At 64.9% G+C, this 24,808-nt stretch carries 20 protein-coding genes and 1 other RNA gene; 8 read left to right on the top strand and 13 right to left on the bottom strand.

Translation table 11 applies throughout. The annotated features are described in order from the left end of the window. Nucleotide 1 precedes the first annotated feature (1 nt). The 7 genes from BOH68_RS13965 to BOH68_RS13995 all read right to left on the bottom strand — a co-directional run bounded on the left by BOH68_RS13965 (nucleotide 2) and on the right by BOH68_RS13995 (nucleotide 6,931). Nucleotides 2-298, bottom strand: coding sequence for a YcgL domain-containing protein (locus BOH68_RS13965; RefSeq protein WP_077375431.1), 297 nt, complete (start codon nucleotides 296-298; stop codon nucleotides 2-4). Between the two features lie 124 nt (nucleotides 299-422). Next, on the bottom strand, nucleotides 423-1,610 hold the full coding sequence (rnd, locus tag BOH68_RS13970) for a ribonuclease D (RefSeq protein ID WP_077375434.1): 1,188 nt from the start codon (nucleotides 1,608-1,610) through the stop codon (nucleotides 423-425). Nucleotides 1,611-1,817: 207 nt separating this feature from the next. Continuing rightward, entirely contained in the window at nucleotides 1,818-2,444 is a 627-nt protein-coding gene (gene recR, locus BOH68_RS13975; RefSeq protein WP_077375437.1) for a recombination mediator RecR, read from the bottom strand. After that, complete coding sequence (locus tag BOH68_RS13980) at nucleotides 2,444-2,776, bottom strand: YbaB/EbfC family nucleoid-associated protein (protein ID WP_077375440.1); 333 nt, start codon at nucleotides 2,774-2,776, stop codon at nucleotides 2,444-2,446. Before BOH68_RS13980 ends, recR begins: the two co-directional genes overlap by 1 nt. Nucleotides 2,777-2,933: 157 nt before the next feature. Further along, nucleotides 2,934-5,147, bottom strand: a complete 2,214-nt coding sequence (gene dnaX, locus BOH68_RS13985) for a DNA polymerase III subunit gamma/tau (protein ID WP_077375443.1) — start codon at nucleotides 5,145-5,147, stop codon at nucleotides 2,934-2,936. 496 nt (nucleotides 5,148-5,643) lie between these two features. Further along, nucleotides 5,644-5,740, bottom strand: an RNA gene (ffs, locus tag BOH68_RS13990) — signal recognition particle sRNA small type. 129 nt (nucleotides 5,741-5,869) lie between these two features. Beyond that, nucleotides 5,870-6,931: an AbrB family transcriptional regulator gene (locus tag BOH68_RS13995; protein ID WP_258038233.1), complete on the bottom strand. Its 1,062-nt coding sequence runs from the start codon at nucleotides 6,929-6,931 to the stop codon at nucleotides 5,870-5,872. Between the two features lie 196 nt (nucleotides 6,932-7,127). On the opposite strand from BOH68_RS13995, the gene BOH68_RS14000 reads away from it, so the two are divergent. From BOH68_RS14000 to BOH68_RS14010, 3 genes are read left to right on the top strand one after another with little or no spacing between them, the layout of a single operon-like run. Next, nucleotides 7,128-7,901 carry a response regulator transcription factor gene (locus BOH68_RS14000; protein WP_077375448.1) on the top strand — a complete coding sequence of 258 codons (774 nt, stop codon included), beginning with the start codon at nucleotides 7,128-7,130 and terminating at the stop codon, nucleotides 7,899-7,901. Then, nucleotides 7,898-9,565, top strand: a complete 1,668-nt coding sequence (locus BOH68_RS14005) for a sensor histidine kinase (protein WP_077375451.1) — start codon at nucleotides 7,898-7,900, stop codon at nucleotides 9,563-9,565. Before BOH68_RS14000 ends, BOH68_RS14005 begins: the two co-directional genes overlap by 4 nt. Then, entirely contained in the window at nucleotides 9,559-10,794 is a 1,236-nt protein-coding gene (locus tag BOH68_RS14010; protein WP_077375454.1) for an ABC transporter substrate-binding protein, read from the top strand. Before BOH68_RS14005 ends, BOH68_RS14010 begins: the two co-directional genes overlap by 7 nt. Nucleotides 10,795-10,850: 56 nt before the next feature. Here the strand turns inward: BOH68_RS14010 and mscK are convergent, their stop codons facing one another. Further along, nucleotides 10,851-14,387, bottom strand: a complete 3,537-nt coding sequence (mscK, locus tag BOH68_RS14015) for a mechanosensitive channel MscK (protein ID WP_077375713.1) — start codon at nucleotides 14,385-14,387, stop codon at nucleotides 10,851-10,853. 276 nt (nucleotides 14,388-14,663) lie between these two features. Between mscK and BOH68_RS14020 the strand changes: the two genes are divergently transcribed. The 4 genes from BOH68_RS14020 to BOH68_RS14035 all read left to right on the top strand — a co-directional run bounded on the left by BOH68_RS14020 (nucleotide 14,664) and on the right by BOH68_RS14035 (nucleotide 17,341). Further along, the gene (locus tag BOH68_RS14020; protein WP_240499659.1) at nucleotides 14,664-15,809 is read left to right on the top strand and encodes a phospholipase A; all 1,146 of its coding nucleotides are present in this window, start codon (nucleotides 14,664-14,666) and stop codon (nucleotides 15,807-15,809) included. Nucleotides 15,810-16,190: 381 nt separating this feature from the next. Then, nucleotides 16,191-16,532 carry a DUF883 family protein gene (locus tag BOH68_RS14025; RefSeq protein WP_065392495.1) on the top strand — a complete coding sequence of 114 codons (342 nt, stop codon included), beginning with the start codon at nucleotides 16,191-16,193 and terminating at the stop codon, nucleotides 16,530-16,532. Then, nucleotides 16,532-16,954, top strand: a complete 423-nt coding sequence (locus BOH68_RS14030; RefSeq protein WP_077375460.1) for a phage holin family protein — start codon at nucleotides 16,532-16,534, stop codon at nucleotides 16,952-16,954. Before BOH68_RS14025 ends, BOH68_RS14030 begins: the two co-directional genes overlap by 1 nt. 36 nt (nucleotides 16,955-16,990) lie before the next feature. After that, on the top strand, nucleotides 16,991-17,341 hold the full coding sequence (locus BOH68_RS14035) for a YqjK-like family protein (RefSeq protein ID WP_077375463.1): 351 nt from the start codon (nucleotides 16,991-16,993) through the stop codon (nucleotides 17,339-17,341). A gap of 101 nt (nucleotides 17,342-17,442) precedes the next feature. Here the strand turns inward: BOH68_RS14035 and BOH68_RS14040 are convergent, their stop codons facing one another. Then, nucleotides 17,443-18,639, bottom strand: coding sequence for an MFS transporter (locus BOH68_RS14040; RefSeq protein WP_077375466.1), 1,197 nt, complete (start codon nucleotides 18,637-18,639; stop codon nucleotides 17,443-17,445). 218 nt (nucleotides 18,640-18,857) lie between these two features. Here BOH68_RS14040 and BOH68_RS14045 point away from each other — a divergent pair, with 218 nt between their 5' ends. Beyond that, complete coding sequence (locus BOH68_RS14045; RefSeq protein WP_170877402.1) at nucleotides 18,858-19,766, top strand: LysR family transcriptional regulator; 909 nt, start codon at nucleotides 18,858-18,860, stop codon at nucleotides 19,764-19,766. 28 nt (nucleotides 19,767-19,794) lie between these two features. Here BOH68_RS14045 and BOH68_RS14050 read toward each other — a convergent pair whose 3' ends face one another. The 4 genes from BOH68_RS14050 to BOH68_RS14065 form a co-directional block, all read right to left on the bottom strand. Then, nucleotides 19,795-20,991: a BaiN/RdsA family NAD(P)/FAD-dependent oxidoreductase gene (locus BOH68_RS14050; RefSeq protein ID WP_077375472.1), complete on the bottom strand. Its 1,197-nt coding sequence runs from the start codon at nucleotides 20,989-20,991 to the stop codon at nucleotides 19,795-19,797. A 340-nt stretch (nucleotides 20,992-21,331) separates the two neighbouring features. Next, complete coding sequence (locus BOH68_RS14055) at nucleotides 21,332-22,330, bottom strand: PepSY domain-containing protein (RefSeq protein WP_077375476.1); 999 nt, start codon at nucleotides 22,328-22,330, stop codon at nucleotides 21,332-21,334. A gap of 241 nt (nucleotides 22,331-22,571) precedes the next feature. Then, on the bottom strand, nucleotides 22,572-24,161 hold the full coding sequence (locus BOH68_RS14060; RefSeq protein ID WP_077375479.1) for an ABC-F family ATPase: 1,590 nt from the start codon (nucleotides 24,159-24,161) through the stop codon (nucleotides 22,572-22,574). A gap of 95 nt (nucleotides 24,162-24,256) precedes the next feature. Continuing rightward, complete coding sequence (locus BOH68_RS14065; RefSeq protein ID WP_077375482.1) at nucleotides 24,257-24,538, bottom strand: peptidylprolyl isomerase; 282 nt, start codon at nucleotides 24,536-24,538, stop codon at nucleotides 24,257-24,259. Nucleotides 24,539-24,808: the final 270 nt, after the last annotated feature.

Consider the following 24,808-nt stretch of genomic DNA (forward strand, 5'->3'; position numbering starts at 1 on the left):
GTCAGTAGTGCGTTTCCGGCGGCGTCACGCCAATCTCCTTGAGGAGATTTTCCTTGACCGGCGGCATCTGCAGGTAGAAGCCCTGCTCCCGGATCTTCTCCAGCACCGTGGTGCTGGCCACACGCGCCAGCGGCTTGTCGGCACGGATCAACAGCGTCATCAACGGCGCAGGCCTGCCGAAGATCTCCAGCAGGGACTCCGGCACATCCTTGAGACCTCGCGTCTTCTCGACGTACAGATACATCTCGTCCTTGCGGGCGCTCTTGTAGATCTCGCAGATCATCTTGTCATCAGTCATCGGGACCACCCATCACGTCATCTTGCAGCGCATGCGCGCATCAGCGTGCGCACGGGACACGAGCGCACGACGTCTCACATTGGTTACGTCATCGCCCCCGGCCATGCCGGAGGCAATCCTTGACTCATTCCGGCTGGAACGCCTTGGCGAGGCGCTCGGCCAGCAGCGCGCCGCGCCAGCCACCCGGCAACGGCAGCGGCTCACCTTCGTAGTCGGCGATCACCAGCGCTTCCATGTCGCGACGCTTGCCGAGAATCTCCGGCTTGAGGTCCTGGGCCTCGGCGACCGCGTTGACCTCACGCTTGAGGCGCTTCATGCGCGCCTTCCATTCCGGCGCCAACGGCGACGGCGGCACGCGCGGCAACTGGCTGTCATCGATCATCGCCACGTCCTTGAGAATTTCCAGCACGCTGTCGCCGATGCGCTTGATCTGCGGCGGGTGGAGCCCCTCGACCTTGGCCAGCTCGAAACGATTGACCGGCAGACGCTCGCAGATGGCGAACAGCTGGGCATCCGCCAGCAGGCGCGAGCGCGGCACGTCACGTAGACGAATCTGGGCCTCACGCCACTCGCACAGGGACTGCCAGGCGGCCAGCCCACGCGGCGTGAGCTTCCACAGGCTGCGATGGCGCTTCCAGTACTCCGGGTCCGGCGTGGCACCCCCGCTGCTGCCCGGGGCACTGCAGTCCTCTTCCAGCCAGGCCATGCGACCCAGCTGATTCAGGGCCTCACGCTGCTGTGCCCAGACCTTCGGCAGGAACAGCACGTCCAGAGCGGCATAGTCACACTGCGCCTGACTCAGCGGACGCTTGAGCCAGTTGGAGCGCGTCTCTTCCTTGGGCACCGTGATGCCGGCCACACGTTCGACCAGACGCTGATAACCCATGGAGGCCTCGCCACCCGTGAGCCCTTCGGCGATCTGGGTATCGATCAGCGGTGCCGGCGCCACGCCCGCCCAGCGCAGGAAGACTTCCATGTCCTCGCCGCAGGCATGCAGCAGCTTGAGCGGCCCCTCAGGACCCAGCAGACGCTTGAGCGCGTCACTGGCCGGCACCACCGTGGGGTCGATCAGGAAGATGCGCGGCGTCTTGCCATCCGCACCGGGCAGCTCACCATCGCGGGCCGCCATCAGCTGCACCAGTGCCGGAATCGGGAAGAAGGTGGACTCACGGATGAACTCGGTGTCCAGCGCCAACCAGTCGGCGCCCTCAAGTTCGGCACAGGCAGCGGCCAGCGCTTCGGGGGTCTCGACCCAGATGGCATCGAAGTCTAGCTCTGACAGCAGTGCGGTGGCGGCGGATTGATCACTCATCTGCAAGAATATCTCATGGTGACTGGCTTGCCCGGGCAAGCGATAAATGAAGGGTGACGGGCACTCGCCAGACACCGGGCGGAAACGACGGCGGGCGTGGTGGTTCCTGACCACCACGCCCGCAGACGTGCTGCTGTTGTTGCCTTTCGGACGCTTTGCGTCAAAGACATGCCGCTGGCGAAACGCGACCGGGCGAACCCGACACGTTCAGATCTCGCCGAGGGTAAAGGGCAATCGGCCGCTGAAGGCACGACTCAGCGTACCACCATCGACATATTCCAGCTCGCCACCCATCGGCACGCCATAGGCCAGCCGTGTCAGCTTGAGGGGCTGCCCGCCATGCGCCACATCGCGAAGCTGCTCGGCGATGTAGTGCGCGGTGGCTTCACCCTCGACCGTCGGGTTGGTGGCCAGCACCAGCTCTTCGATCTGACTCTCGCGCACGCGGGTTTCCAGCGCATCCAAGCCGATGTCCTCAGGCCCGATGCCGTCCAGCGGTGACAGGTGGCCATGCAGCACGAAGTAACGTCCCACGTAGCCACCCGCCCCTTCGATGGCAAGCTGGTCCGCGGGGGACTCCACCACGCACAGCACTCGCTCATCACGCCGAGGACTCAGGCACAGCTGACAGATCTCTTCTTCCGTCAGCGTCCGGCAGCGCGCGCAATAGCCGACACGCTCCAGCGCCTCGCCGAGTACACCGACCAGCCGGTCGGCCCCCATGCGATCACGCTCCAGCAGATGCAGCGCCATGCGCTGTGCGGTACGCGGACCGACGCCCGGCAGCACGCGCAGGGCATCCAGCAGCTGATCGACCAGCGGCGAGAATCCCATCAGAACGGCATCTTGAAGCCGGCCGGAAGGTTGAGACCCGCAGTCGCCTCTTCCATCTGCTTCTTGGAATTGACCTCGACCTTGCGCACCGCGTCGTTGACGGCAGCGGCCAGCAGGTCTTCCAGCAGTTCCTTGTCCTCTTCCATCAGGCTCGGGTCGACCTCGACGCGCGAGACGTCATGGCGCCCGTTCATGGTGATCTTGACCATGCCGGCACCGGCTTCGCCCTGGACTTCGGCCTTGGCCGCTTCTTCCTGGACCTTCTGCATGCGCTCCTGCATCTCCTGCGCCTGCTTCATGATGTTGCCCATACCGCCTTTTCCACCAAACATGGCTCACCTCATCAATGACGTGTTGTACATGAACTAACGATAAATGCTGTCTGCCAGCCGCGCCATCTGGCATGGCTGGCGTGGGGGCACATGCCCGCAAGCACGTCCCCCCCGGAATCCGGGAGCGTCACCGGTCGCGGTGACCGATGACGCTCGATCAGAAATTGTCCGGCTCGAAGGAGTTGACGCTTTCCTCGATCAAGCGCGCGCCCAATTGCTGCTCCAATGACTGGATATGCGGGTCAGCACGCAAGGCTTCAACCGCCCGCAGCTGACGCTCGCCCAGCAGACGAATGCGTCGGCTGTGAGGTGTCTCGAGACCCTCCGGCAGCGGGCCGACATTGATCTCGAGTTCCCGCACCACGCCCTGTCCTGCCAGCGCCTTGTGAATGCGCTCCCGGTGGACATCCGCCATCATCGCGGACTGGGCAGGGTCCAGCCTCAGCTTGAGGTGCGTGCCATCGTCGTGCTCGACCAGACAGTGCGCACCGATGTTGCGTGTGATGCCGCCAAGCCCCAGCGCCGGGAACAGCTCCAGCCACGCCGCGTGATTCAAGCGGCCATCACCACTCGGGGCATCGGATGGCGCAGGTGCTGATGCCTGAACCGGCGCGGGAGCCGCTGCCTCGACAGGCTCGGGCATGACCGGCTCAGACATAGCGGGCTCAGACATGGCGGGCTCAGACACGACCGGCGCAGCAGGCTCTGGTTGTGCTGGCGCTGACAGTTCAGCAGACATCGGCGCTGCTGTTTCAGCGGGCTCCGGTGCTGATGCTTCAGCGGGCTCCGGCTCCGGTTTCGGCTCCGGTTCCGGCTCCGGTTCCGGCTCCGGTTGCGCTGAACCAAAGGCGGCGCTCAGGCGTGACATCGCCGAGCTGGGCGCAGCGGCTGCCTGTGCGGGCGCAGCCACCGGCTCCGACGGCTGCGGCGCTTGCGCCCCCGTGGCAGACATCGCCGGAGCTGACTCGGCAGCCGGCACTGACCCTGTCGCGGCCGATGTCTGGGGCTCATCTTGTGTCAGGTCGCGAAAGCCGGCATCCCGGGCGTCATGGGGAACGTCCTCCGTCGCCCAGGGGGGCGGCTCATCGGCCATCGGCGGCTGTGCTTCAGTCACCGGTGCGGCAGACTGCGCCGCGGCGGGAGCCGGGGCTTGCTGAACCGGTGCTTCTTGAACAGGAGCCTGTTGAGCCGGAGCCTGCGGCGCGGACACCTGTGGTGCCGGGGCTTGAGCGGCGCCCTCCGGCTGGCCGGTCATCGGCAGCGGCGTCTGCGCCGGACGCGGCACGCCCTGCGGGCGGAAGGCCAGCATGCGCAGCAACGTCATCTCCAGCGCGGTGCGGGCATCCGGCGCATTGGCCATGTCGGCGCGCCCCTGCAAGGCGATCTGGTAATAGAGCTGCACGTCTTCGCCAGTGAAGCGGCTGGCCAGCGCCAGCAGTGCATCACGGTCACCATGGCCGTTGTCCAGCGCGCTCGGCACCATCTGGGCGATCGCCAGGCGATGGAAGACGGAGGCCATGTCATCCAGCACACCGCCGTAATCCGGGCCCTGCTCGGCCAGCGTCGCGACCTCCGCCAGCAGACTCGCGGCGTTCAATTCCGCCAGACATTCCAGCAGCGCAAGCACATGACGGTGATCCAGGGTGCCCAGCATGGCGGCGACATCTTCGCGCCGCACCTGACCATGCCCGAAGGCGATCGCCTGGTCCGTCAGACTCATGGCGTCACGCATCGAGCCATCGGCGGCCTTGCCGAGCAACCACAGCGCGTCTTCCTCGAAGCTGACTTCCTCACGCCCGAGAATGTCGGTGAGGTGCTCGACCACGCGGACCGGCGGCATGTTCTTGAGCGTGAACTGCAGACAGCGCGACAGGATGGTGACCGGCAGCTTCTGCGGGTCGGTGGTCGCGAGCAGGAACTTCACGTGGGGCGGCGGCTCTTCCAGCGTCTTGAGCAGCGCATTGAAACTGTGGGTCGACAGCATGTGCACCTCATCGATGAGGTACACCTTGTAGCGTCCCTGGGTCGGGGCGTACTGGACGTTGTCCAAAAGCTCACGCGTGTCCTCGACCTTGGTCCGCGAGGCGGCGTCGACTTCGATCAGGTCGACGAAGCGCCCCTCGTCGATCTCGCGACAGGTGCCACACACGCCGCAGGGTCTGGAGCTGACACCCTCCTCGCAGTTCAGACACTTGGCGAGAATGCGCGCCAGCGTCGTCTTGCCGACACCGCGAGTCCCGGTGAACAGATAGGCATGGTGCAGGCGCCCCTGATCGAGGGCATTGACCAGCGCACGGCTGACATGCTCCTGACCGATCAGTTCGTGAAAATTGCGCGGGCGCCACTTGCGCGCCAATACCTGATAGCTCATTGAGCGAGGCATTCCTTGGGTGATCTGAAACATGAGCGGAAAGCCTGCACGACCCGGATAAGCGTCACCACCGACAGTCGACAGACGGAGACCGATGACGCGGCCTCGCTGAGAATGCGCTCATTCTAGCGACTTGCCGAGTGGCTTCAAAGCACGTAACCACTTGTGCAACGGGATTGCTGTCTCCAGGCCCGCATGACGGGCCCGACGGCGGAACATGACAATCGAACATGACGATCAAGCATGAGGATCGCACACGGGTGTTGGTCATAGATGCCGAACACGGGTGTTGAACATAAGCGCCGAACGCGGGTGCTGGACGCAGATGTCGAACATAAGCGCCGAACAGGGGAAGCCAAAGGCACAAGACGGACACGACAAGACGCCCGACAGGGCATGGCAACGTACGAAGGAGTCGATCAGGGAACTTGCGGGGGGAACACATAGACGTGGCATTTCAGGCATGCGGATCTTTGCTGCCCTGAAATGGAGGCGGCCCCATCAGCCACATCCCGGCACACGCGTCAGCCACTACCGTTGCTCCCTTCCGGGCCTGGCGGGGTTTGCAGCCTAGCATTGCGGGAGGACCAACAGGGCCACCACAGACATGATCAATCGGTGAACTACCGAGCCAATCGCTTGAACTTCAAGCACTTGGCGTGATCAAGGCGCACACTATAACAGCGTGTTGCCGCCCTCACAAGAGGGGATGTCGCAGCGCCTCAATCCCCCTTCCTCTCATCGCACGCCTCGCCGTCAGGTACCGGCGCACGCCTCCGGAAATGGCGCACCATCAGCGGTAGCGCCAGCATCAGTACGATCATGCGCAGAAGGTGATGAAAGGCGACGAAGACGGGATCGAGATCCAGCGCCACCGCCAGCAATGCCATCTCGCCGATCCCGCCCGGTGCCAGTGCCAGAAAGGCCACATCGCGCGGCACGCCCATTGCCTGATGGATCACTTCGGCGAAGCCACCCAGTACCGCAAGCGCGATCAGTGTCGCGACACCCGATTGCCCCATCAGCCCCGCCAGTCTGGCGGGCGACAGCCCCTTGAAACGTGCCCCGATGGCGCAGCCCAGCACCAGCTGCATCACATCCGTCCCCCATATCGGGGGCGCAAAGCGCACCACCTCGGCCAATGACAACGCCATCGCCACCAGCAATGGCCCCAGCAACGCGGCATTCGGCAAGCGCAGGCGCCTGCCCAGAGGCAACAGCAACGGCAACGTCAGTACCAGCCACAGCCCGCTCACTGGCGGGTCGCCCACCCCGTCCGCTCCACCGCCACCCTCCAGCAGCCAGTAGAGCGGCGGCAGGATGAGTATCACCAGCAGCACGCGCAGCGACTGGGCCACCGCGATACGCTGGGCATCGCCGCCACTGCGCTCCCCGATGATCACCATCGCCGTCAGCACCCCGGGCACCGAGGCAAACCAGGCACTGGTGGCATCGAAGCCGCAGCGTCGATACCAGGCGGCACAGGCCAGTGTCGAGGCCAGCACGCCGAGCAACAGCAATGTCCCCGACAGCCACCAGCTGGCAAGGTGCGAGACCAGCTCCGGCGACACTCGCGCTCCCAACGTCAGACCCAGCACCCCGAGAAACAGGCTGCGCAATCGCTCCGGCACGGCGAGTGTCAGCCCGGCCATGGCACCGAGCAGATTGGCGACCAACGGCCCCAGCATCCACGCCAGCGGCATGCCGGTCAGCTGGAAGAGGCTGCCTCCCGCCACGCCCAGCGCCAGCGAGACCGCCAGCGATTTCCACTGATCGTTATCCACGGATGGAGTCCTGAAGCGCTGTCTGACAGCGCGCGCGAACGAGATGAGTGACATTCCGACATCCTTGTCAGCGGCACGAGGGGAGCCTGTGATGGTACGCTAGCCACATGGCTTGTTGCCCTGATGATCCTACCGTGAATCGTGGTGCCTTCGGCAGCCACCTGAACGGGAATACCGTGCATCTCCCGGAGCCCGGATGCCCCCCACGCAATCGACACCTTCCACACCTTCCCGACAGACGCCGTCACTGCTGCTGGTGGAGGACGACGCGCTGCTCTCCAGTACCCTGCACAGTGTCTTCATCAGCGAGGGACTCGACGTCACGCACCTGGCCGATGGCAGCGCGGCGCTGGCGCGACTCTCGCCAGGACAGCCGCACGGCTTCGCGCTGGTCGTGCTGGATCTCAACCTGCCCGGCGCCTCGGGGCTCGAGATACTGGCCGCCCTGCGTGAGCACGATCGCCATACCCCGGTCCTGATTCTCACCGCCCGCGGTGCCATCGAGGATCGCGTACGCGGACTGGATCTCGGTGCCGACGACTACCTCGCCAAACCCTTCGTGCTCGATGAACTGGAAGCCCGCGTGCGTGCTCTGCTGCGTCGTCATGCCAATCATCAAGCCAGCCAGGCCACGCATCAGGGCCGAACACTCGAACAGCGACTGGTGGTGGGCAGTCTGGCCTTCGAGCCGCTGAATGGTCGCTTCCTGCTGGCCGAGGCACCGCTGTCACTGCCCCCGCGCGAGCAGCGTCTGCTTGGCTGCCTGATCCAGCACGCCGGTGAGCCGGTGGACAAGGCCCGCCTGACCCGCGAGGCCTTCGGCGAGCAGGAGGCGGTCGGCGACAACGCCATCGAGGTCTATGTCCACCGCCTGCGCAAGCGCCTGGACGGCAGCGACGTCAGTCTGCGCACCATTCGCGGCCTCGGCTATCTGCTGGAACAGGCCCCGGCGGAGAGCCGGACTCCTTGAGCGCGCTCGACTCTCACCAGGCCACGGCATCCCCACAGCCACCACGCGATGCCCAACAGCCCGTCAGTCTCTATCGTCGTCTGCTGAGCTGGCTGCTGATCCCGCTGCTGGCCCTGGGTACCCTGTTGCTGGTGCAGGCCTTCCTGTCCGCGCGTGAAGCCGCGGACCGCGCCTATGATCGTCTGCTGGAAGCCTCGCTGGTGACCATCGCCGAGCAGGTCAAATGGCAGGATGGTCAGCTATGGCTCGACCTGCCGCCGGCAGCCCTGGAAATGCTGGCCACCGATGCCCAGGAGCGGGTCTTCTACAGCCTGGTGGACGCCGATGGCGAGCAGGTCACGGGCAACACGCGGCTGCCCGATGCACGAAGTGAGGCCGGCGCGCATGGCACGCGGGACGAGATGGCGGGACGCAGTGGCGAACTGGCCTTTCGCGACATCGCCTGGCAGGGGCAGGCACTGCGCCTGGGCACGCTCGAAACCCGCCTCGGTGGCTGGGGTGATGACCCGCGTCATGGCCAACGCTTCAGCATTCGTGTCGCCCATACCCGCGAAGGGCGCGATGCGCTGACCCAGGAGCTGTATCGTGGCTCGCTGGTGCGCCTGGCAGGCATGGCCATTCTGGCCCTGATGGTGGTGCTGGTGGGCGTGCGCATGGCGCTTGCGCCCCTCACGCGGCTGCGGCGAGCCATCCGCGAACGCGACCCGCGCAGCCTGGCGGCCTTGCAACTGACGCTGCCGCGCGAGCTTGAGGAACTCAAGCATGCCCTCAATGAGCTGCTGTCCCGCATGCGCCGGGTCCGTGCCAATCAGGAGCGCTTCATCGGCGATGCCTCCCATCAGTTGCGCACGCCCCTGGCCGGTCTCTCCGCGCATGCCGAGCTGGCCCTGCGCCAGCAGGACCCGAGCGCCTGGCACGCGGCACTGGAACAGATGCAGGCCACCGCCAGTCACACCGCCCACCTGGCCAATCAGCTGCTGTCGCTGACACGCCTCAACAATCCGGAAGTGCAACCTCCTCGGGTGCCGCTGGAGCTCTCGAGCCTGGTGCGCGACACGGTCAGCCGTCATTTCCTGCGCTGTGATCGCGCCGGTGTGGATCTCGGCCTCGAGATCGCGCCGGACATCGACCATGCCGCCTGGACGCCGGGTGTGGACTGGCAACTGCAGGAGGCGCTGGCCAACCTGATCGACAACGCCTGCAAGCATGGCGCGCGGGTAGTGACCGTGACGCTGAGCCGCGAGCACGCGATACCCGCCAGCGGAGAAGACGCGGCACGTGAATCGGCCACGCCAGGCCGTCTGCGCCTGAGCGTCGAGGATGATGGCCCGGGCATCACGCCGGAGCGGCGTCTGCTGGTGCTGCGCCCCTTTCATCGCCATGCCCGGGCAGACCAGCACCCGGCCGCCCAGCCGATGTCCGACACTTCTAGCGGCCAGACACCCGAGCAGAGTGGCGCAGGGCTCGGGCTTGCCATCGTCGATGGCATTGCCCGCCACCACGATGCCCGGCTGTCATTGGAGGCCTCCGACCCTGTCCCCGCTGATGGCGCTCGGCCGGGACTGCGCGTGAGCTTTCACCTGCTGCCCTGCCCGCCTCCCGTGACCGCCACTGCCCCAGCCTCACGCGAGGCATCGACCGGCCCCAAGGGGGATGCATGTTGAGAACGCACCGCTGCTGGGCCGCCGTGCTCACCGTCGTCGGGCTGGCCATCGCGTCGTTGTGCTCGGCACAGGACATCGCGAGCTTCGACCCGCAACTCGATGAGCATCAGGCACTCTGGCTCAAGGCAGGAGAGCCCGTGGCCGCGCAGGCTGTCCAGTCCGGGGAAGAGGCGGATCTGGTGATCCATGCGGCGCTGGATCTGCCCGAGATTCGTCCGCTGCTGCAACGTTACAGCCGCGAACACCCCGGGATGCTGCTGCATTACGTCAATCGCTCCGCGCTGGCGCTGGAAGCCCGCTATCTGGCCGCCCCCCTGACACCTCGGGCCGACCTGATGATCTCCTCGGCCATGGGCCTGCAGTACCGTCTGGCCAATGGCGGCCATGCACGCCCGCTGCAAGCCGCGAACCTGACAGGCTGGCCCGAGAGCTCACGCTGGCGCAATGAGCTGTTCGCCATGAGCTTCGAGCCCATCGTGATGGTGGCGCGCCGCGATGCGCTGAAGCGTCTGGCCGACAGCGAAGGACTGCGCGACCCTCGCGATGCCCTGCGCAGTCATCGGGATCTCTGGCATCTGCTGGAGACACGCCGGGAGCTGCTGCGCGGTCGCGTGATCACCTACGACCCGCGTCGCAGCGGCTCCGGCTTCACCTATGCCGTCTCCGATGCCCGTCAGTCGCCTCGCTACTGGACACTGGTGCGCGCCATGGGTCAGGCCGATGCACGGCTGGTGACCACCACCGGCGCCATGCTCGAGGCACTGGCCAACGGCGAGGTGGATATCGCCTACAACCTGGTCGGGCCCTATGCCATCTCCTTTGCCCGCGCGCACCCTGAGCTGCTGGTGATCGTGCCGGAAGACTACGTACTGATTCAGCGCCGACTGGCGTTCGTGCCGCGCCAGGCACCGCATGGTGATGCCGGCGAGGCATTTCTGGACTGGTGGTTGAGTCTTGAGGGCCAACAGGCGGTGGCCAGTGACAGCGATCTGGGCGCATTGCATCCCGAGGTGAGCGGTGACGGCAGCGCGCGTGATCTGCGTGAACGTCTCGGCAACGCGCTGCGCCCCATCGAGATAGGCCCCGGCCTGCTCGCCACCCTCGACAGGCTCAAGCAGGCCAGCTTCCTGAGCCGCTGGGCGCTGGAGTTTCGGGCCCCGGCGCCCGGGCCCAGGTCTGGCTCTGAGCCTGCGTCTGAGTCTGAGTCTGAGCCTGACTCTGAGTCTTAAACCAGGCCTGCGCCTGAGACTCAAGCAACACCGGCCTCACCGGCCACGCTCGACGACTAGCGGCCGCCGCCATCTCCCCCGTCGCCGTCCGTCGCGTCGGGCGCGGATTCGCGCAACCCGGCATCTTCACGGCCGCCCACGCCGGTGGTCGGCTTGCGACGAGCGATCAAGGCGCCGCCCTCACGATGTTCGCTGCTTGACGGTGCGTCTCCCGTCTCGGCTCCAACGCTTTCCGGCGAGCCGCTGGCCGCTCTGAGCGGCTCGCCCGTGGCCGCTCGCTGCTCGATGAGACGCTCGGTGCCATCCTGACGATGCAGCCAGACATCCATCTGCTGGAAGGCCACCTTGAGACCGTTCTCGCGGAAGCGTGCATCGACCCAGCGATTGATCTCGTCTGTCGCATACAGGCGGTCGGTAAGGTCGTTGACGTAGATGCGCAGCTCGAAGCCGAAGTTGTCCTTGTTGTAGCTCAGACAGAACACCAGAGGCTCCGGGTCCTTGAGCACCCGCCTGTTCTCCTGGGCGGCCTGCATCAGCAGGCGGTGCGCCAGATCCAGATCACTGCCATGGGCGACGCCGAAGTTGAGCACCACCCGCGTCACGTTGTCCGAGAGTGACCAGTTGATCAGCTGGTCGGTCACGAACACCTTGTTGGGAATGATGATCTCCTTGCGGTCGAAATCCGTCACCGTGGTGGCACGGATACGGATACGACTGACCGTCCCGTGCAGATTGCCGATGGTGATGGTGTCGCCGATGCGTACCGGGCGCTCGAACAGGATGATCAGACCCGAGATGAAGTTGGCGAAGATCTCCTGCAGACCGAAGCCCAGGCCGACACTCAACGCCGCCACCAGCCACTGCAGCTTGTCCCAGCTGACGCCCATGCTGCCCAGTGTCATCACGAAGCCCGTCGCCATGATCACGTAGGACAGCAGCGAGGTGATGGCATAGCTGGACCCCTGCTTGAGTTCGAGCCGCGACAGGATCGAGACCTCCAGCAGGCCCGGCAGGTTGCGCGCCATCATCACCGCGACTCCGAGAGTGACCAGCGCCGCGATCAGATCCGCCAGCGAGATGGGGGTCGCGGAATCTCCCTCGGCCGAGGCAGCGATCTCCCAGACCACGACGCTGTCCAGGTAGCTGAGCACATTGAGCAGATCCGCCCAGACCAGATAGAAGATGAACATGAAGCTGATGACCAGAATCAGCTTCGACAGGCGCAACGACTGGGAGTTGACCTGCTCCATGTCCAGCGGCGGCTCCTCGACCACCTCGACGCCGCCCTCCGCGCCTTCCTGCACCTGGGCTCGCCGACGCGCCACGGCACGTCGATACGCCAGACGGCGCGCCGCGACTGCCAGCCCGCGCACCACGGTGGCCTCGACCAGAATCCAGGCACCGAACAGGAACAGCGTGGTGATGAAGCGTCCACTGAGGCGCAGTGCCGTGTACTCATACCCCAGGCAGATCAGCACGCCCAGCGCCACCGGCACCATGGCCATGGCCAGCCCCAGAATCAGGCGGAACAGCTTGAGACCGAAGAACGGCACATGCGCCAGGATCAACCGCGAGAGACAGAAGCTCATCGCGCATAGCCCCGAGAACAGGATCAGCAGACCCAGTGGGCGCTCCAGCAGATTGAGATCCGCCTCGCTGATGATGTTGGTGGTCAGGATGACCGGCAGCAGCGCGCAGCCCAGCCACCACAGATGGCGGCGCAGCTCGGCCACGTAGTTGGCGGGCCACTGGAAGTGACGCTCGGCCACGCCGTCCTTGACCAGCAGGCGCCGGAAGATGGCGAAGATCCCCCATGCCAGCGCCAGCTTGAGCAGCGCCTGGCCCAGCGCCCACAGCATGACGCCCTCCCCCAGCGACAGCACGCTGCCGATCAGTGCCAGCGCGAGTGCACCGGGGATCGCCAGCATCACGTTGAGCTGGATCGCCCGCGGAGTGTGCAGCTGGGTGTCCTGCTTGAGGCGGCCTATCTGGGCATGCAGGTCCGCCAGGCGCGATCGGATGTGCGAGCGCTTCCATGTGATGAAGATCAGCAACAGCAGCCCCGGCAGCGCCACCCACAGATCATTGAGCTGGAAGCCCTTGGACAGCCCCGCCACCACGCCGCGCCATACGGTGGGCTTGAGCTCGTCCGCCAGCATTTGTGGAGTACGCGACAGCCAGTCCAGGTCCAGAGGCTTGCCGTTGGCGACCCAGAAGAGCTGCTCCTCGATGGTCTGACGCAGACGTCCGGAGACTTCGAGCAACTGCTGCTGGTTGAGCTGCAGATCAATGGCGCGCGCCAGCAGGCTGTCATATTCCTTGTCGAGCTTGTCGACCAGCTCCTTGCGGGCCTCCAGCTGGCGAGTCAGCGCCTGACGCAGCTCGGAGCTGACCGTCTGGGCATCGGCGTTGCCGCCGGGGCGCTCCAGCGCGGCGCTTTCGCTCAGCACTTCGCTTTGCAGATAGTGCGGAATGTCCGCGAGCTGTTCGCGCACCTTGTTGAGTTCGAACTGCTTGAGGCGCAGATCGGCGATCTCTTCCTTCAGGTCCTGACGCACGTCGACCTTGGGCAGATGACTCTGTTGCTCACGCAGGATACGGGCCAGCAGCACGCTGCCCTTGATGGCCTCGATCTGCTCGCTCATGGTGCGCTCGACCTGGGTGACGCGGTCCAGCTGGGTGCGCACCTCGAGACCATCGCGGATCACGGCGTTGACGCGATCCGTGATCGCCAGCAGCTGACTGCTGAGTTCACGGTTGCGACTCAAGACCTGCTGAAAGATGGGGTTGCTGGCCAGCTCGGCATTCTCGCCGCTGGTGGCCTCCGCGATGGTCTGCTCGGACTGGTCTCGTCGCTTGGCGTTGACCAGGCTCTGCACCACCTTGAGGTCCTGCTCGAGAGTCTCGATACGCCGGCTGTAGAGCGTCTTGCGTACCTGCGCCAGCTCTCGCAGCTGCGAACTGGAGTTGAGCTCGGTGTGGCTGAGCTCGCCACGTGCCTCGGCCAGGGCCAGACGCGCCTCCAGCAGGTCTCGGCCCGTGCCGGTCAGTGCCTGGCTGTCGCTGCCGGAGAGCTGGGTCTGCAGGCGCTGCACCTGCTGCTGGGCATCCGCCAGGGTCGAACGAGAGCGCTCCGGCAGACTCTGGGCATTGATGAGGCGCCGATTGGTACTCGCGAGCTTGTCCTGCAGGCTCTGGAGCTCGTCCAGGATACGCGTCATGCGCGCATCCAATGCCTCCACCGATTCCTCGGCGAGACTCGCTTCGTCGAGCTGACTGGTGCTGTCGCGAGGCAGGCTCGCCAGCGCTGCCTGGGCCTCGGCCAGATCACCCGGCGCCGTCTTCACCTCGGCCTTGATGTCCTTGAGGTTGCTGTTGGCCTCACCGAGATCATCGAGTACCGTCAGGGTTTCCTTGAGATCCGCGATCCGCTGGCGTGTCTCCGCGTCAGGCTTCTCGACGCTCTGCAGGTCCTCCAGCTGGCCCTGCACATCGCTGCGCTCCACGACGGCCTGTGCCATGCCGGGCAAGGCGCACAGCAGCACGACAAGCATCATCACGATCCATCGCGTCGTCGCTCTCAGGGAATTCATGCCTGACACATCCATCTCCTCACCCGCATCGTTACCAGAGGCAGACCTCTCGGGGTCCACGATGCCTGCATTGTCAACTGAGCCTCAGTCAGGCGCAATCGCTCCGACACCTCCCCGCCAAGCGCACCATGGGGATGTGAGCGGCAGGCGACAGAGGTGTCGTCGGTTGCCAGCTGGCACCCCACGCCTGCCAGCCAGTAGAATGGCAGACTTGTCATGATCGTTGCCCCATAATGCGCTGCTCGTCTCTTGCGGTGTTACAGACAGGATATTTCCATGCTTCTCTGCCCTACCTCCACCGGCTCTCGGCCAGTCGCGGCATGCCTGTCCGGAATGCTGGCGTCAGCGCTGCTGACCTGCGCCCCACTGGCCAGCGCAGACGTGCCCTACACCATGGACAGCCAGGGCCGCGTGGTACTGGCCAATGGCCAGCGCTTCACGCCCCGAGAACTGGGGATGACTCCGGCCCAGGCGCGTGCAGGGGCACGCAAGAGCGATCCACGTCGCACGCCGATCTATACGCAGCCCGCACGTGGCGGCGCAGAGCTGGCGGCGAGTGATGACGCCCCTGCCACCGTGGAAGGTCAGGAGAGTCAGGGGCAGGACAGCCTGGCTCAGAAACGTGCCGAGGAGCGGGTGGTGCTCGAGGACGATGCCGAGAGCAATCCCCTGGCCATCACCGCCTACAAGCGCAACTATCTGCTGCCCTGGGCCTACAACTCGACCCCGAATGAGAGCAGCTTCGCCCAGGTGACCCGCGAAGGCGAGGTGGACAACACCGAGGTGAAGTACCAGCTCAGTCTCAAGGTCGGGTTGGTGAATGACATCTTCGATGACAATGGCGACCTGTACTTCGCCTATACCCAGCGCAGCTGGTGGCAGGCCTACAACTCCGATGCCTCGGCGCCGTTCCGCGAGACCAACTACGAGCCGGAAGCCTTCCTTCAGTTCGACAATCGCTATGAACTACTGGGCTGGACCAACACGCGCAATCGCATCGGTTTCGCCCATCAGTCCAACGGGCGTTCCGACCCGCTGTCGCGCAGCTGGAACCGGGTCTATGCCGACATGATGTTCCAGAATGGCGACTGGGCCGTGGCGATCACGCCGCATTGGCGCGTGCCGGAGGAGTCCGATGAGGACGACAATCCGGACCTCTACAACTACATCGGCTACGGCGACATCACCGTGGGCTATACCGCGGATCAGCACGAGTTCACCTGGATGGTGCGCGGCAACCCCTCCAAGGGCAATTTCGGCAACCAGCTGGATTACTCCTTCCCGCTGTTCGGCAAGGTGCGCGGCTACGTGCAGTACTACCACGGCTATGGCGAGAGTCTCATCGACTACGACCACAGCGTGAACCGCCTGGGGCTGGGCTTCTCGATCAACACCTTCTTCGCCGGCCTGCCAGAGACCTGATCTTCGGCCAGCGCGCCTCTCACGGGCCGCCGAGCCATGATCCCCTCGCCACGCAACGGGCAGCCCAGGCTGCCCGTTGCGTCGTTTCAGGCCGTGCAGACAGGATTCACCCTCCCTGATCCAGATCAACGAATGCGCCTCGGCTCCCCCGATATCATCATCCAGGCATTGCCAGCCCTTGTGTTTGTTCCCGGTGGCCCCAAGGATTTGTTCATGACCAGAAAAGACGCAGCCAGACAGGAATCGCTGCGACCTGAAAAGGTCATGCCCTGCCGCCAGCGGCGCCCCAGGGAAGACTGAGTTCGAGAGTCATGCGCGCCATCTGGCGCTCACAATTCACGAAATCTGATTCGACACACGGGAAGGAGACACAACATGGCCATGCAGAAAATCGGTGATCATACGACCACAGCCAATTCAGCCACCGGTGCCAACACCGAGCAGCTGAAGGAAGACCTGCGTCATCTCTCCCAGACCGTCGAGGAACTGCTGCACGCCTCGGCCGAGGACTCCCGCGAGAGCATGAAGGAAGCGCGTGCCCGCGCCCAGACCCGCCTGGAAGCCACTCGTGCCCGACTGAGTGCCCAGGGTGACCGTCTGGCCGCCAGCGCGCGTGAATCCGCGGACTGCGCTGACCGCTACGTGCACGACAACCCGTGGACCAGTGTCGGTATCGGCGCTGCCGCCGGTGTCGTCATCGGCATGCTGCTTGGCCGTCGCTGATGCAGGAGCAAGGGCCGGTTGAACGCGTACTTGGCGCCATCCGTCGTCTAACCGCGAGCCTGGTGGAGAGTGGCGAGACGCGTCTGCGTCTCGCCGTGCTGGAGCTCGAGGAGGAACGCGAACGCTTGTTCATGATGCTGCTGCTGTCAGGTATCGCCCTGATGCTGATCTGCTTCGGTATCGGCCTGGCGATCCTGCTGGTGGTCGTGGCCTTCTGGGATACCCATCGCCTGCTTGCCATCGCCTTGAGCGGCGGTATCCTGCTGGCACTGGGCGGATTGATCGCCTGGCGAGTCAAGGTGATCGCTTCCCAGCGCAGCCTGCTGCGCTCGACGCTCAGCAATCTGAGCCGCGACAGCGACAGCCTCAAGGACGTCCGCGCCGACGCACTGGAACGCCAGCGCCAACGCGAAAACCTCTGATGCCCCCCGCCTGCCAGCCCCTGCCAAGGAGACGAGATGAGTTCTTCCAGACAGTCCCTCGCGCAGCGTGAGCCGGCACTGCCCCCCTCAGGGGGGAACGGTCGCCGGCAAGCGCATCCGCGCGATGCCAGGCGTGCGGAACTCGAAGCACGCATCAGCCAGCAGCGCCTCGACGTCAGTCATGCGATGCGTGACCTCAAGGAGGCAACCGCCCCCATCGACCGTGGTTGGGCCAAGGTGCAGCAATACCGTGGCCCGTTGGTTCTGGTGGGCGGCCTGATTGCCGCGCGGGGAGGTTTCCGGCCAAAGAAGGGCCTGAGCCTGATCAAGCGTGGCCTGATGGGCTGGGTGATGATTCGCCGCCTGAGAATACTGTTCGACAAGTGATCACGATACATACCGAAAGCCCCGCCACCTGGCACTCAGGTCGCGGGGCTTTTTTCGTCGCACGTCTCGATATGCAGCGGGCAGGCGTTGCCCGGGATGACTCAGGCGCCGCGACTGTCGCGCTTGAGCAGATGGATGCCCAGATAGAGAGCCGCGAAGATCAGGCCCAGCACGGCGCCAAAACCGAAGACATGGCGGCCATCGCCGGGCAGGAACTCCAGGAAGGAGGTCAGGAACTGGCCCAGGAAGATCGCCATCGTCAGGTAGGAGAGATTGCGTCCACGCACCAGTGCGTGGCTGCGCTCCACCGTCATGTGGTTGAGCAGCGGAATCGAGAAGCCGAAGCCCATCCCGGCCAGCACGGCACCCGCGCTCATCACCCCCATGTTCTCGGCCTGCTGGAAGACGAACAGGCTGGCGGCATACAGCACGAAGGCCAGTGCCAGCGTCGGCATCTCGCGCAAGGCACGTGAGACCTTCGGCATCCACATCGCCGCCACCACCGCGACCATCGAGATCGCCGCCAGGAAGATGCCGGTCGAGGCCTCGTTCAGCCCCAGCAGGTTCAGGCGCTTGGGCAGCATGACGATGGCGGTGAAGAACAGCGTCATGGCCATGGCCGCCGCCAGATAGACACTGGTGAGCGAAGCGGACAGCGCCTGCTGGCCAGACTTGCCAACCGTTTCATCAGGGGCTGCAGGTGACTGCCTGGGCACCATCATCCACAGCATGGCCAGCAGCAACCAGGCCAGCAGGTAGAGCAGGAAAGGCAGCTGCCAGGCGATGCCTGCCAGCACGCCACTGACGAACAGGAAGATCACGCCGCCAAGTTCGATGGACATGCCCTGCTGGGCAATCATCTTGAGTCGCGCATGGCCGTGATACCACTCGGAGATCAGCGTGGTGCCGCCCGCCATCACGACCGCGGTGACGCCCCCCAGCAGGATACGATCGGCGAACACGGCGACGGTGCCTTCCAGCAGTGCCCCGCCCGCCCCCAGCAAACCATACAGGAACAGCCCGCCAGTCAGCGCGCGATAGGCCCCGAGGCGGTCGATCATGCGTCCGGCGATAGGCGCAAACAGCACCGCACCCAGCGACGGCAGGGTGATCAGCCAGCTGGCATGGCTCTCCACCTGCAAGGCGGCCGCGATATTCAGAAGCCCCGGTGCCACCACGGTACCCACCATGATGGTCAGGCAGGCGACCGCCAGCAGCGTGAAACGCCCACCGCCAGAAAGTGATCGAGAGGTATCGCGCGTATCCTGCGCGATACCTCGGGAAGTTGATGTCGTCATATCGGCTCCACTCGGAAACAGGGCCCTCTTGCCAGCCACTGCATCGCCGCGCCCTCCTGGCTTGTGAGACACGAAAGCCGGGAGGGCGCGAGAGGAAGAAAGCTGACGGAGGGAGGCTTGGCAGGCCCCCAGACTAATGAGCGAGCATTGATAATAGAAATGACGATACTTGATATGACTTATACTTGATGGACATCAATCAACTGACGAGAGCTGCCATGGAACTGCGCACACTGAGAACCTTCGTTTCCGTGGCGACGCACCGGAGCTTCTCGGCCGCCGCCCGCGAGCTGCACACCGTTCAGCCTGCCATCAGTCGCCAGATCGCCGATCTTGAAGCCGAACTGGGCGTGAGTCTGTTGTGGCGCAATACGCGGGAAGTGCGAGTGACGGCACCCGGCGAGGCGTTGCTGGAAGAAGCGCAGCGCATGCTGGCGCTGGAGGCACAGGCACGCAAGCGCGTGGCGATGGCCGCCAGCGGCCAGACCGGCACGTTGCGCATCGGCTACATGAGCTCGGCCTGCGCAAGCTTCGTTCCCGGGCTGATGCGCGACTTCGCCGCCAGCCACCCCGAGGTCAGCCTCACCTTGCATGAGATGAGCGCCCAGCAGCAGCTGGATGCCTTCGCGCGTGACGAGATCGACCTCGGCCTGTCGCGTCCGCTGCCCATCGAGCAGCGCGATACCCTGACGGCTCTGCCGGTCTACGAGGATAGGCTGATGGCGGTCGTGCCCGAGGGCCATCGTCTGGCGCACCGCAAGCGGCTCACCCTGAGCGAGCTTGCGCAGGAGGACTTCGTGCTGTTTCAGCGCACGCAGGCGACGGGGCTATTTGACCAGATCATCAGCGCCTGCGGCGATGTCGGCTTCTCGCCGCGCCTCCAGCGCCAGCCGGCCATGATGCAGACACTGCTCAGTGAGGTCGCGGCCGGACTGGGAGTCGCCATCGCGCCCGGCTGCATCCGCCGTCTGCAGTGCGATGGCTGTCAGTTCATTCCCCTGCGTCCGGCGCTCGGGGCGGTGCCATTGGAGCTTCACTATCCGACCACACCGGGCCGACCGGTGACCGAGGCCTTCGTCGCGCTGGTCGAGCAACGCCTGCCCGCCATCCGCCAGCAGATGGCATGAGACGCGGCCAGTGGTGAGAACGTGCTGGTCAGCAGTTCAGCCCGCAGGCCACCGCCGAGGACCACGCCCACTGGAAGTTGTAGCCGCCCAGTTCGCCGGTGACATCCAGCACCTCACCGATGAAGGCCAGCTGCGGGAGATCGCGCACGCTGAAGTCCTTCTGCGAGATGGCATCGGTGACCACGCCGCCCATGGTGACCTCGGCGGTGCGCCAGCCTTCGGTGCCCGCCGGCTTGAGCTGCCAGTGGTTGAGCGCCTTGGCCAGCTGCTCGAGACGCGCGTTGGAGAGCTCGGCGAGGCTGCGCTCGCTGATGCGGCCGGCGTCGGCGTCCTGCCACTCGACCAGCGACTGGGCGAGACGCTTGGGCAGGCGCTCGCCAAGCCAGGGACCGATCTGGCGCTTGGGATGCTGCTCACGCAGAGCCAGCAGCTCGGCGTAGGCGTCCACCCCCGGCAACAGGTCGATGTCCAGTGGCTGGCCGGGCGTCCACCAGCTGGAGGCCTGCAGCATCGCCGGGCCGGAAAGCCCACGGTGGGTGATCAGCATCGGTTCGCGATACTGGCCCTTGCCGGCGGTGACGCTGACGTCACAGGCAAGCCCGGACAGCGGCGACAGGCGCTCCTTCCACTGCGAGGTCAGCGTGAACGGCACCAGCGCCGCGTAGGTCTCGGTGACCTCGAGCCCGAACTGGCGCGCGATATCATAGCCAAAGCCTGTCGCGCCCAGCGTCGGGATCGACATGCCACCGGTCGCCACTACCACCCGCCCTGCCGTATGCGTGCCGTTGCTGGTCTCGACCCGCATGCCCTCACCCGCACGCTCAAGCGAAGTGATGCGCGTGTTGAGACGAATCTCCGCCCCGGCCCACTCGCACTCCGTCATCAGGATCGCCAGCAGATCCTTGGCGGAATCCGCGCAGAACAGCTGCCCCGGCTTCTTCTCGACATGCTCCAGCCCGTGACGCTCCACCAGCTCGAGAAAGTGATGCGGCGTGTAGCGCTTGAGTGCCGAGATGCAGAAGTGCGGATTGCGCGAGAAGAAGTTGGACGGCCCGGCATCCAGGTTGGTGAAATTGCAGCGCCCGCCACCTGACATCAGGATCTTCTTGCCGGCCTTGTTGGCGTGGTCCAGCACCAGCACGCGCTTGCCCTGATAGCCCGCCGTGGCGGCACACATCAGGCCTGCCGCGCCTGCGCCGATGATGATGACGTCGTATGTGGCCATGCTGGAAACCTCGTGCAACAAGAAGAGAAAGACGGTGCTGAAACGCCGAGTGCTCGAGTAGCGGCACCGTGGTGGCCCGACTGTGCCAGACACCGGCCGCGCAGTTTACCAGAAGCCACGCCCGGTTTCGGGCTCTCGCCGTCCCCTGGCAACATGTGGAACGCGGAATGGCCATCAAAAGGAGCGCTGCGGATATCCACAGCGCTCCTTTTTATCTCGCACGTCAGCTCGCACGTCAGCTCGCACGTCAGCTCGCACGTCAGCTGACATGCCATCTCGTCAGGTTCTGTCGTGTCTCGCTGGACATGACGTCAAGCCAAGAGCCTGCTCACCTCACCTGTCACATTCCGGCATGCAGCCCCAGTCCCAGAGCCGCCGACAGACCGATACCGGCCGCCATGAGCAGGCCGCCCAGGGGGCGCCGACGTTTCATCTGCCACCACATCCACAGGCCAGTCAGCCCCCACAGCACCATCACGCAGGCCATGACATCCACGACCACGGCCCACAGCCACTCCAGCACGCTGCTCTTGTAGCCATGCTGCTTGTGCAGATGCGTCAGGGTTTCGCCAAGCCCCGCGCCGGGCTGGACCTGCCCGACGGGCTGGCCCTTCAGCTTGCCTGAATACAGGTCCAGCTGGGCAGTGAAGCGCTGGCCGCTGCCGTCCTCCAGCGTGAAGTCGAGCGTCCCCTTGCCATTGAGCGGCTGACGTTCACTGGCGCCGATCGCCTCGCGCAGACGGGCCTGCTGACTGACCAGTGGCACCGCCAGTGGCGAGGTGTCAGGAAGCGTCAGGGTCTGGCCGGCCAGCGGCATGCGAGCAGGACGAGCCGACGCATTTGCCGCTGAGGGCGTTTCCTGCATGGCGATGCGCCGCCCCTCACCGTGGGAAAGATCCACCATGTAGCGCTGACGCATGTCCGCTCCCCGGGAATCCAGCAGCAGAGACAACGGCGCCCCTTCGAGCGCCTGCGGGTCAACCAGCGTGAATTCGTGACGCCCCGAGGAGACTCGGTTCATTTCCGCCACGGTGGCCACGGCCAGAGCCTGGGCATCCACCGGGCCCAACGCGGCGCGTTGCAATGCCTCGGACGACAAGGGTGTCTGCTGGATGTCGCGATACAGACCGGGATGGTTCATCAGGAAGGCGCTCACGCCATACAACAGCACGAAGGGCACCAGCGCGACGCCGCAATACAGATGCAGAGAGCGGATCCAGGGATTGAGTCGCTGCGCCAGGGTCTTGCGCCGCCCTCGCTGACGGGGGGTGTCCTGACGCAGGGACGTGGCGCGCGAGGCGGGCCGTTGAGCGGGGGCACCGGGTGCGACATCTGACATGATGACTCTGTTCCTGGGGTGAGCGACGACAAGGTGGATGCACACGCCTTCGCGCGGGTGCGATCAAGAGGCGCAGATGATAAGACAAATACACCTCATCGGCGAATGATTCTCACATGCAGTCACATCGCGCAATCGAATGGCGCGGATCGTCGACGCCAGATGGCAGATCGCCCCCGCTGCCAGGGGCAACGGGGGCGATCAGAGCGGCGATTTCACGCCAGGGAGCAGACGTGCTCGCTCAGACGATGACGCCCTGGCTGCGCAGGTAGTCATCGTAGGTGCCGGAGAAGTCGACCACACCCTCGGCATTCAGCTCGATGATGCGCGTGGCCAACGAGCCGACGAATTCACGGTCGTGGCTGACGAAGATCAGCGTGCCCGGATAGTTTTCCAGCGCGAGGTTGAGTGCCTCGATGGACTCCATGTCCAGGTGGTTGGTCGGCTCATCCATCACCAGCACGTTGGGCTGCTTGAGGATCAACTTGCCGAACAACATGCGGCCCTGCTCACCACCGGAAAGCACCTTGACCGACTTCTGGATGTCGTCATTGGAGAACAGCATGCGCCCCAGGGTGCCACGCACGACCTGCTCGCCCCCACCGGTCCACTGCGACATCCAGTCGTAGAGGCTCATGTCGTTGGCGAAGTCATGCGCGTGGTCCTGCGCGTAGTAGCCGACTTCCGCGGCGTCGGTCCACTTCACTTCACCGGCATCCGGGTGCATCTCGCCGACCAGGGTGCGCAGCAGCGTGGTCTTGCCGATACCGTTCGGACCGATGATGGCGACACGCTCACCGGCGGCGACCGTGAAGCTGAAGTTCTCGAACAGGGTGTTGCCATCGAAGCCCTTGGCGAGCTTGTCGATCATCACCGCGTTGTTGTGGACCTTTTTGGTCTGCTCGAAGCGGATGAACGGGCTGACGCGTGAGGACGGCTTGATCTCGTTGAGCTGGATCTTGTCGATCTGCTTGGCACGCGAGGTCGCCTGCTTGGCCTTGGAGGCGTTGGCGGAGAAGCGGCTGACGAAGGACTGCAGCTCGGCGATCTGCGCCTTCTTCTTGGCGTTGTCGGCCTGCAGCTGTTCACGCGCCTGGGTGGCGGCGGTCATGTACTCGTCATAGTTGCCCGGGAACAGACGCAGCTCACCGTAATCCAGGTCCGCCATGTGGGTGCAGACACTGTTCAGGAAGTGACGGTCGTGCGAGATGATGATCATGGTGCTGGAGCGCGCGGTCAGCACGCCTTCCAACCAGCGGATGGTGTTGATGTCCAGGTGGTTGGTCGGCTCATCGAGCAGCAGGACGTCAGGATCGGAGAACAGCGCCTGCGCCAGCAGCACGCGCAGCTTCCAGCCCGGCGCGACTTCACTCATCGGCCCCAGGTGCTGCTCGATGGGGATGTCGAGGCCCATCAGCAGCTCACCGGCACGCGCTTCGGCGGTGTAGCCGTCAAGCTCGGCGAATTCGACTTCGAGGTCGGCGACCTTCATGCCGTCTTCCTCGCTCATCTCCGGCAGCGAGTAGATGCGGTCACGCTCGGCCTTGACCACCGCCAGGCGCTCGTGACCCATGATGACGGTGTCGAGCACCGTGTATTCCTCATAGGCGAACTGGTCCTGACGCAGCTTGCCCAGACGGGTGTTGGGCTCGAGCATGACGTGGCCACCGGACGGCTCAAGATCGCCGCCGAGAATCTTCATCATGGTCGACTTACCGCAGCCGTTGGCACCGATCAGGCCATAGCGATTGCCACGACCGAATTTGGCGGAGACGTCTTCAAACAGCGGCTTGGCACCGAACTGCATGGTGAGATTGGCGGTAGAGATCACGAGGGAATATCCGTTTGGAATGAAAAGGTGGGCGGTGACGAAGCGTCACGCTGGCGCCGGATGATACGGGGTCTGGAATCGCGGTCCGTCAGGCATCAGCCACGGAAGAAGACTTCCAGCAGGTGATAGCCGAACTTGCTCTTCAGCGGCCCCTGCAGGGTATTGAGCGGGCCCTTGAAGATGGCGCGATCGATGCCGCCGACCATCTGGCCGGGGCGCACTTCGCCCAGGTCACCGCCCCGCTTGCCGGAAGGACAGGTGGAGTGCTTCTTCGCCAGCTTCTCGAACGGCTGGCCGCGCTCCAGTGACTGCTTGAGACGCTGCGCCTCGGCCTCGGTCTTCACCAGAATGTGGCGTGCCATGGCAATACGAGCCATCTCATGTCCTCTTGCAAGCGAATGCGTGCCTGTCTTCTCCCGGTTCGCGTTCTGTCCCTCCGAGGTGCCGACCTGTCAGCGACGACCTGCGACAACAGGCGCATGACGAGGGAGATGGCGGGAGGCCAGACGAAAGATGAGGGAGACAACAGCCAACAAGGTGAATCTGAAGGCGGGCATGATAACAGCTCAGGAAGACAGACGCTGCAGTGCGTGTTCGCAGCCGCTTCTGACAGGCGAGCCTCCGGTAACGCCAGACGCAGGCGCGGA

This window comes from Cobetia sp. MM1IDA2H-1 (assembly GCF_002916775.2).
GTDB classification, from domain to species: domain Bacteria; phylum Pseudomonadota; class Gammaproteobacteria; order Pseudomonadales; family Halomonadaceae; genus Cobetia; species Cobetia marina.

Excerpts from the sequence above, each read along its gene's own strand:
- BOH68_RS14025 (WP_065392495.1), top strand. The coding sequence starts at position 16,191 with ATGCAGAAAATCGGTGATCATACGACCACAGCCAATTCAGCCACCGGT.
- BOH68_RS14045 (WP_170877402.1), top strand. The coding sequence starts at position 18,858 with ATGGAACTGCGCACACTGAGAACCTTCGTTTCCGTGGCGACGCACCGG.
- BOH68_RS14010 (WP_077375454.1), top strand. The coding sequence starts at position 9,559 with ATGTTGAGAACGCACCGCTGCTGGGCCGCCGTGCTCACCGTCGTCGGG.
- BOH68_RS14050 (WP_077375472.1), bottom strand. The coding sequence starts at position 20,991 with ATGGCCACATACGACGTCATCATCATCGGCGCAGGCGCGGCAGGCCTG.
- recR (WP_077375437.1), bottom strand. The coding sequence starts at position 2,444 with ATGGGATTCTCGCCGCTGGTCGATCAGCTGCTGGATGCCCTGCGCGTG.
- BOH68_RS14020 (WP_240499659.1), top strand. The coding sequence starts at position 14,664 with ATGCTTCTCTGCCCTACCTCCACCGGCTCTCGGCCAGTCGCGGCATGC.
- BOH68_RS14035 (WP_077375463.1), top strand. The coding sequence starts at position 16,991 with ATGAGTTCTTCCAGACAGTCCCTCGCGCAGCGTGAGCCGGCACTGCCC.
- BOH68_RS14030 (WP_077375460.1), top strand. The coding sequence starts at position 16,532 with ATGCAGGAGCAAGGGCCGGTTGAACGCGTACTTGGCGCCATCCGTCGT.
- BOH68_RS14000 (WP_077375448.1), top strand. The coding sequence starts at position 7,128 with ATGCCCCCCACGCAATCGACACCTTCCACACCTTCCCGACAGACGCCG.
- BOH68_RS14055 (WP_077375476.1), bottom strand. The coding sequence starts at position 22,330 with ATGTCAGATGTCGCACCCGGTGCCCCCGCTCAACGGCCCGCCTCGCGC.
- dnaX (WP_077375443.1), bottom strand. The coding sequence starts at position 5,147 with ATGAGCTATCAGGTATTGGCGCGCAAGTGGCGCCCGCGCAATTTTCAC.
- BOH68_RS13965 (WP_077375431.1), bottom strand. The coding sequence starts at position 298 with ATGACTGATGACAAGATGATCTGCGAGATCTACAAGAGCGCCCGCAAG.
- BOH68_RS13980 (WP_077375440.1), bottom strand. The coding sequence starts at position 2,776 with ATGTTTGGTGGAAAAGGCGGTATGGGCAACATCATGAAGCAGGCGCAG.
- rnd (WP_077375434.1), bottom strand. The coding sequence starts at position 1,610 with ATGAGTGATCAATCCGCCGCCACCGCACTGCTGTCAGAGCTAGACTTC.
- mscK (WP_077375713.1), bottom strand. The coding sequence starts at position 14,387 with ATGAATTCCCTGAGAGCGACGACGCGATGGATCGTGATGATGCTTGTC.
- BOH68_RS14040 (WP_077375466.1), bottom strand. The coding sequence starts at position 18,639 with ATGACGACATCAACTTCCCGAGGTATCGCGCAGGATACGCGCGATACC.
- BOH68_RS14065 (WP_077375482.1), bottom strand. The coding sequence starts at position 24,538 with ATGGCTCGTATTGCCATGGCACGCCACATTCTGGTGAAGACCGAGGCC.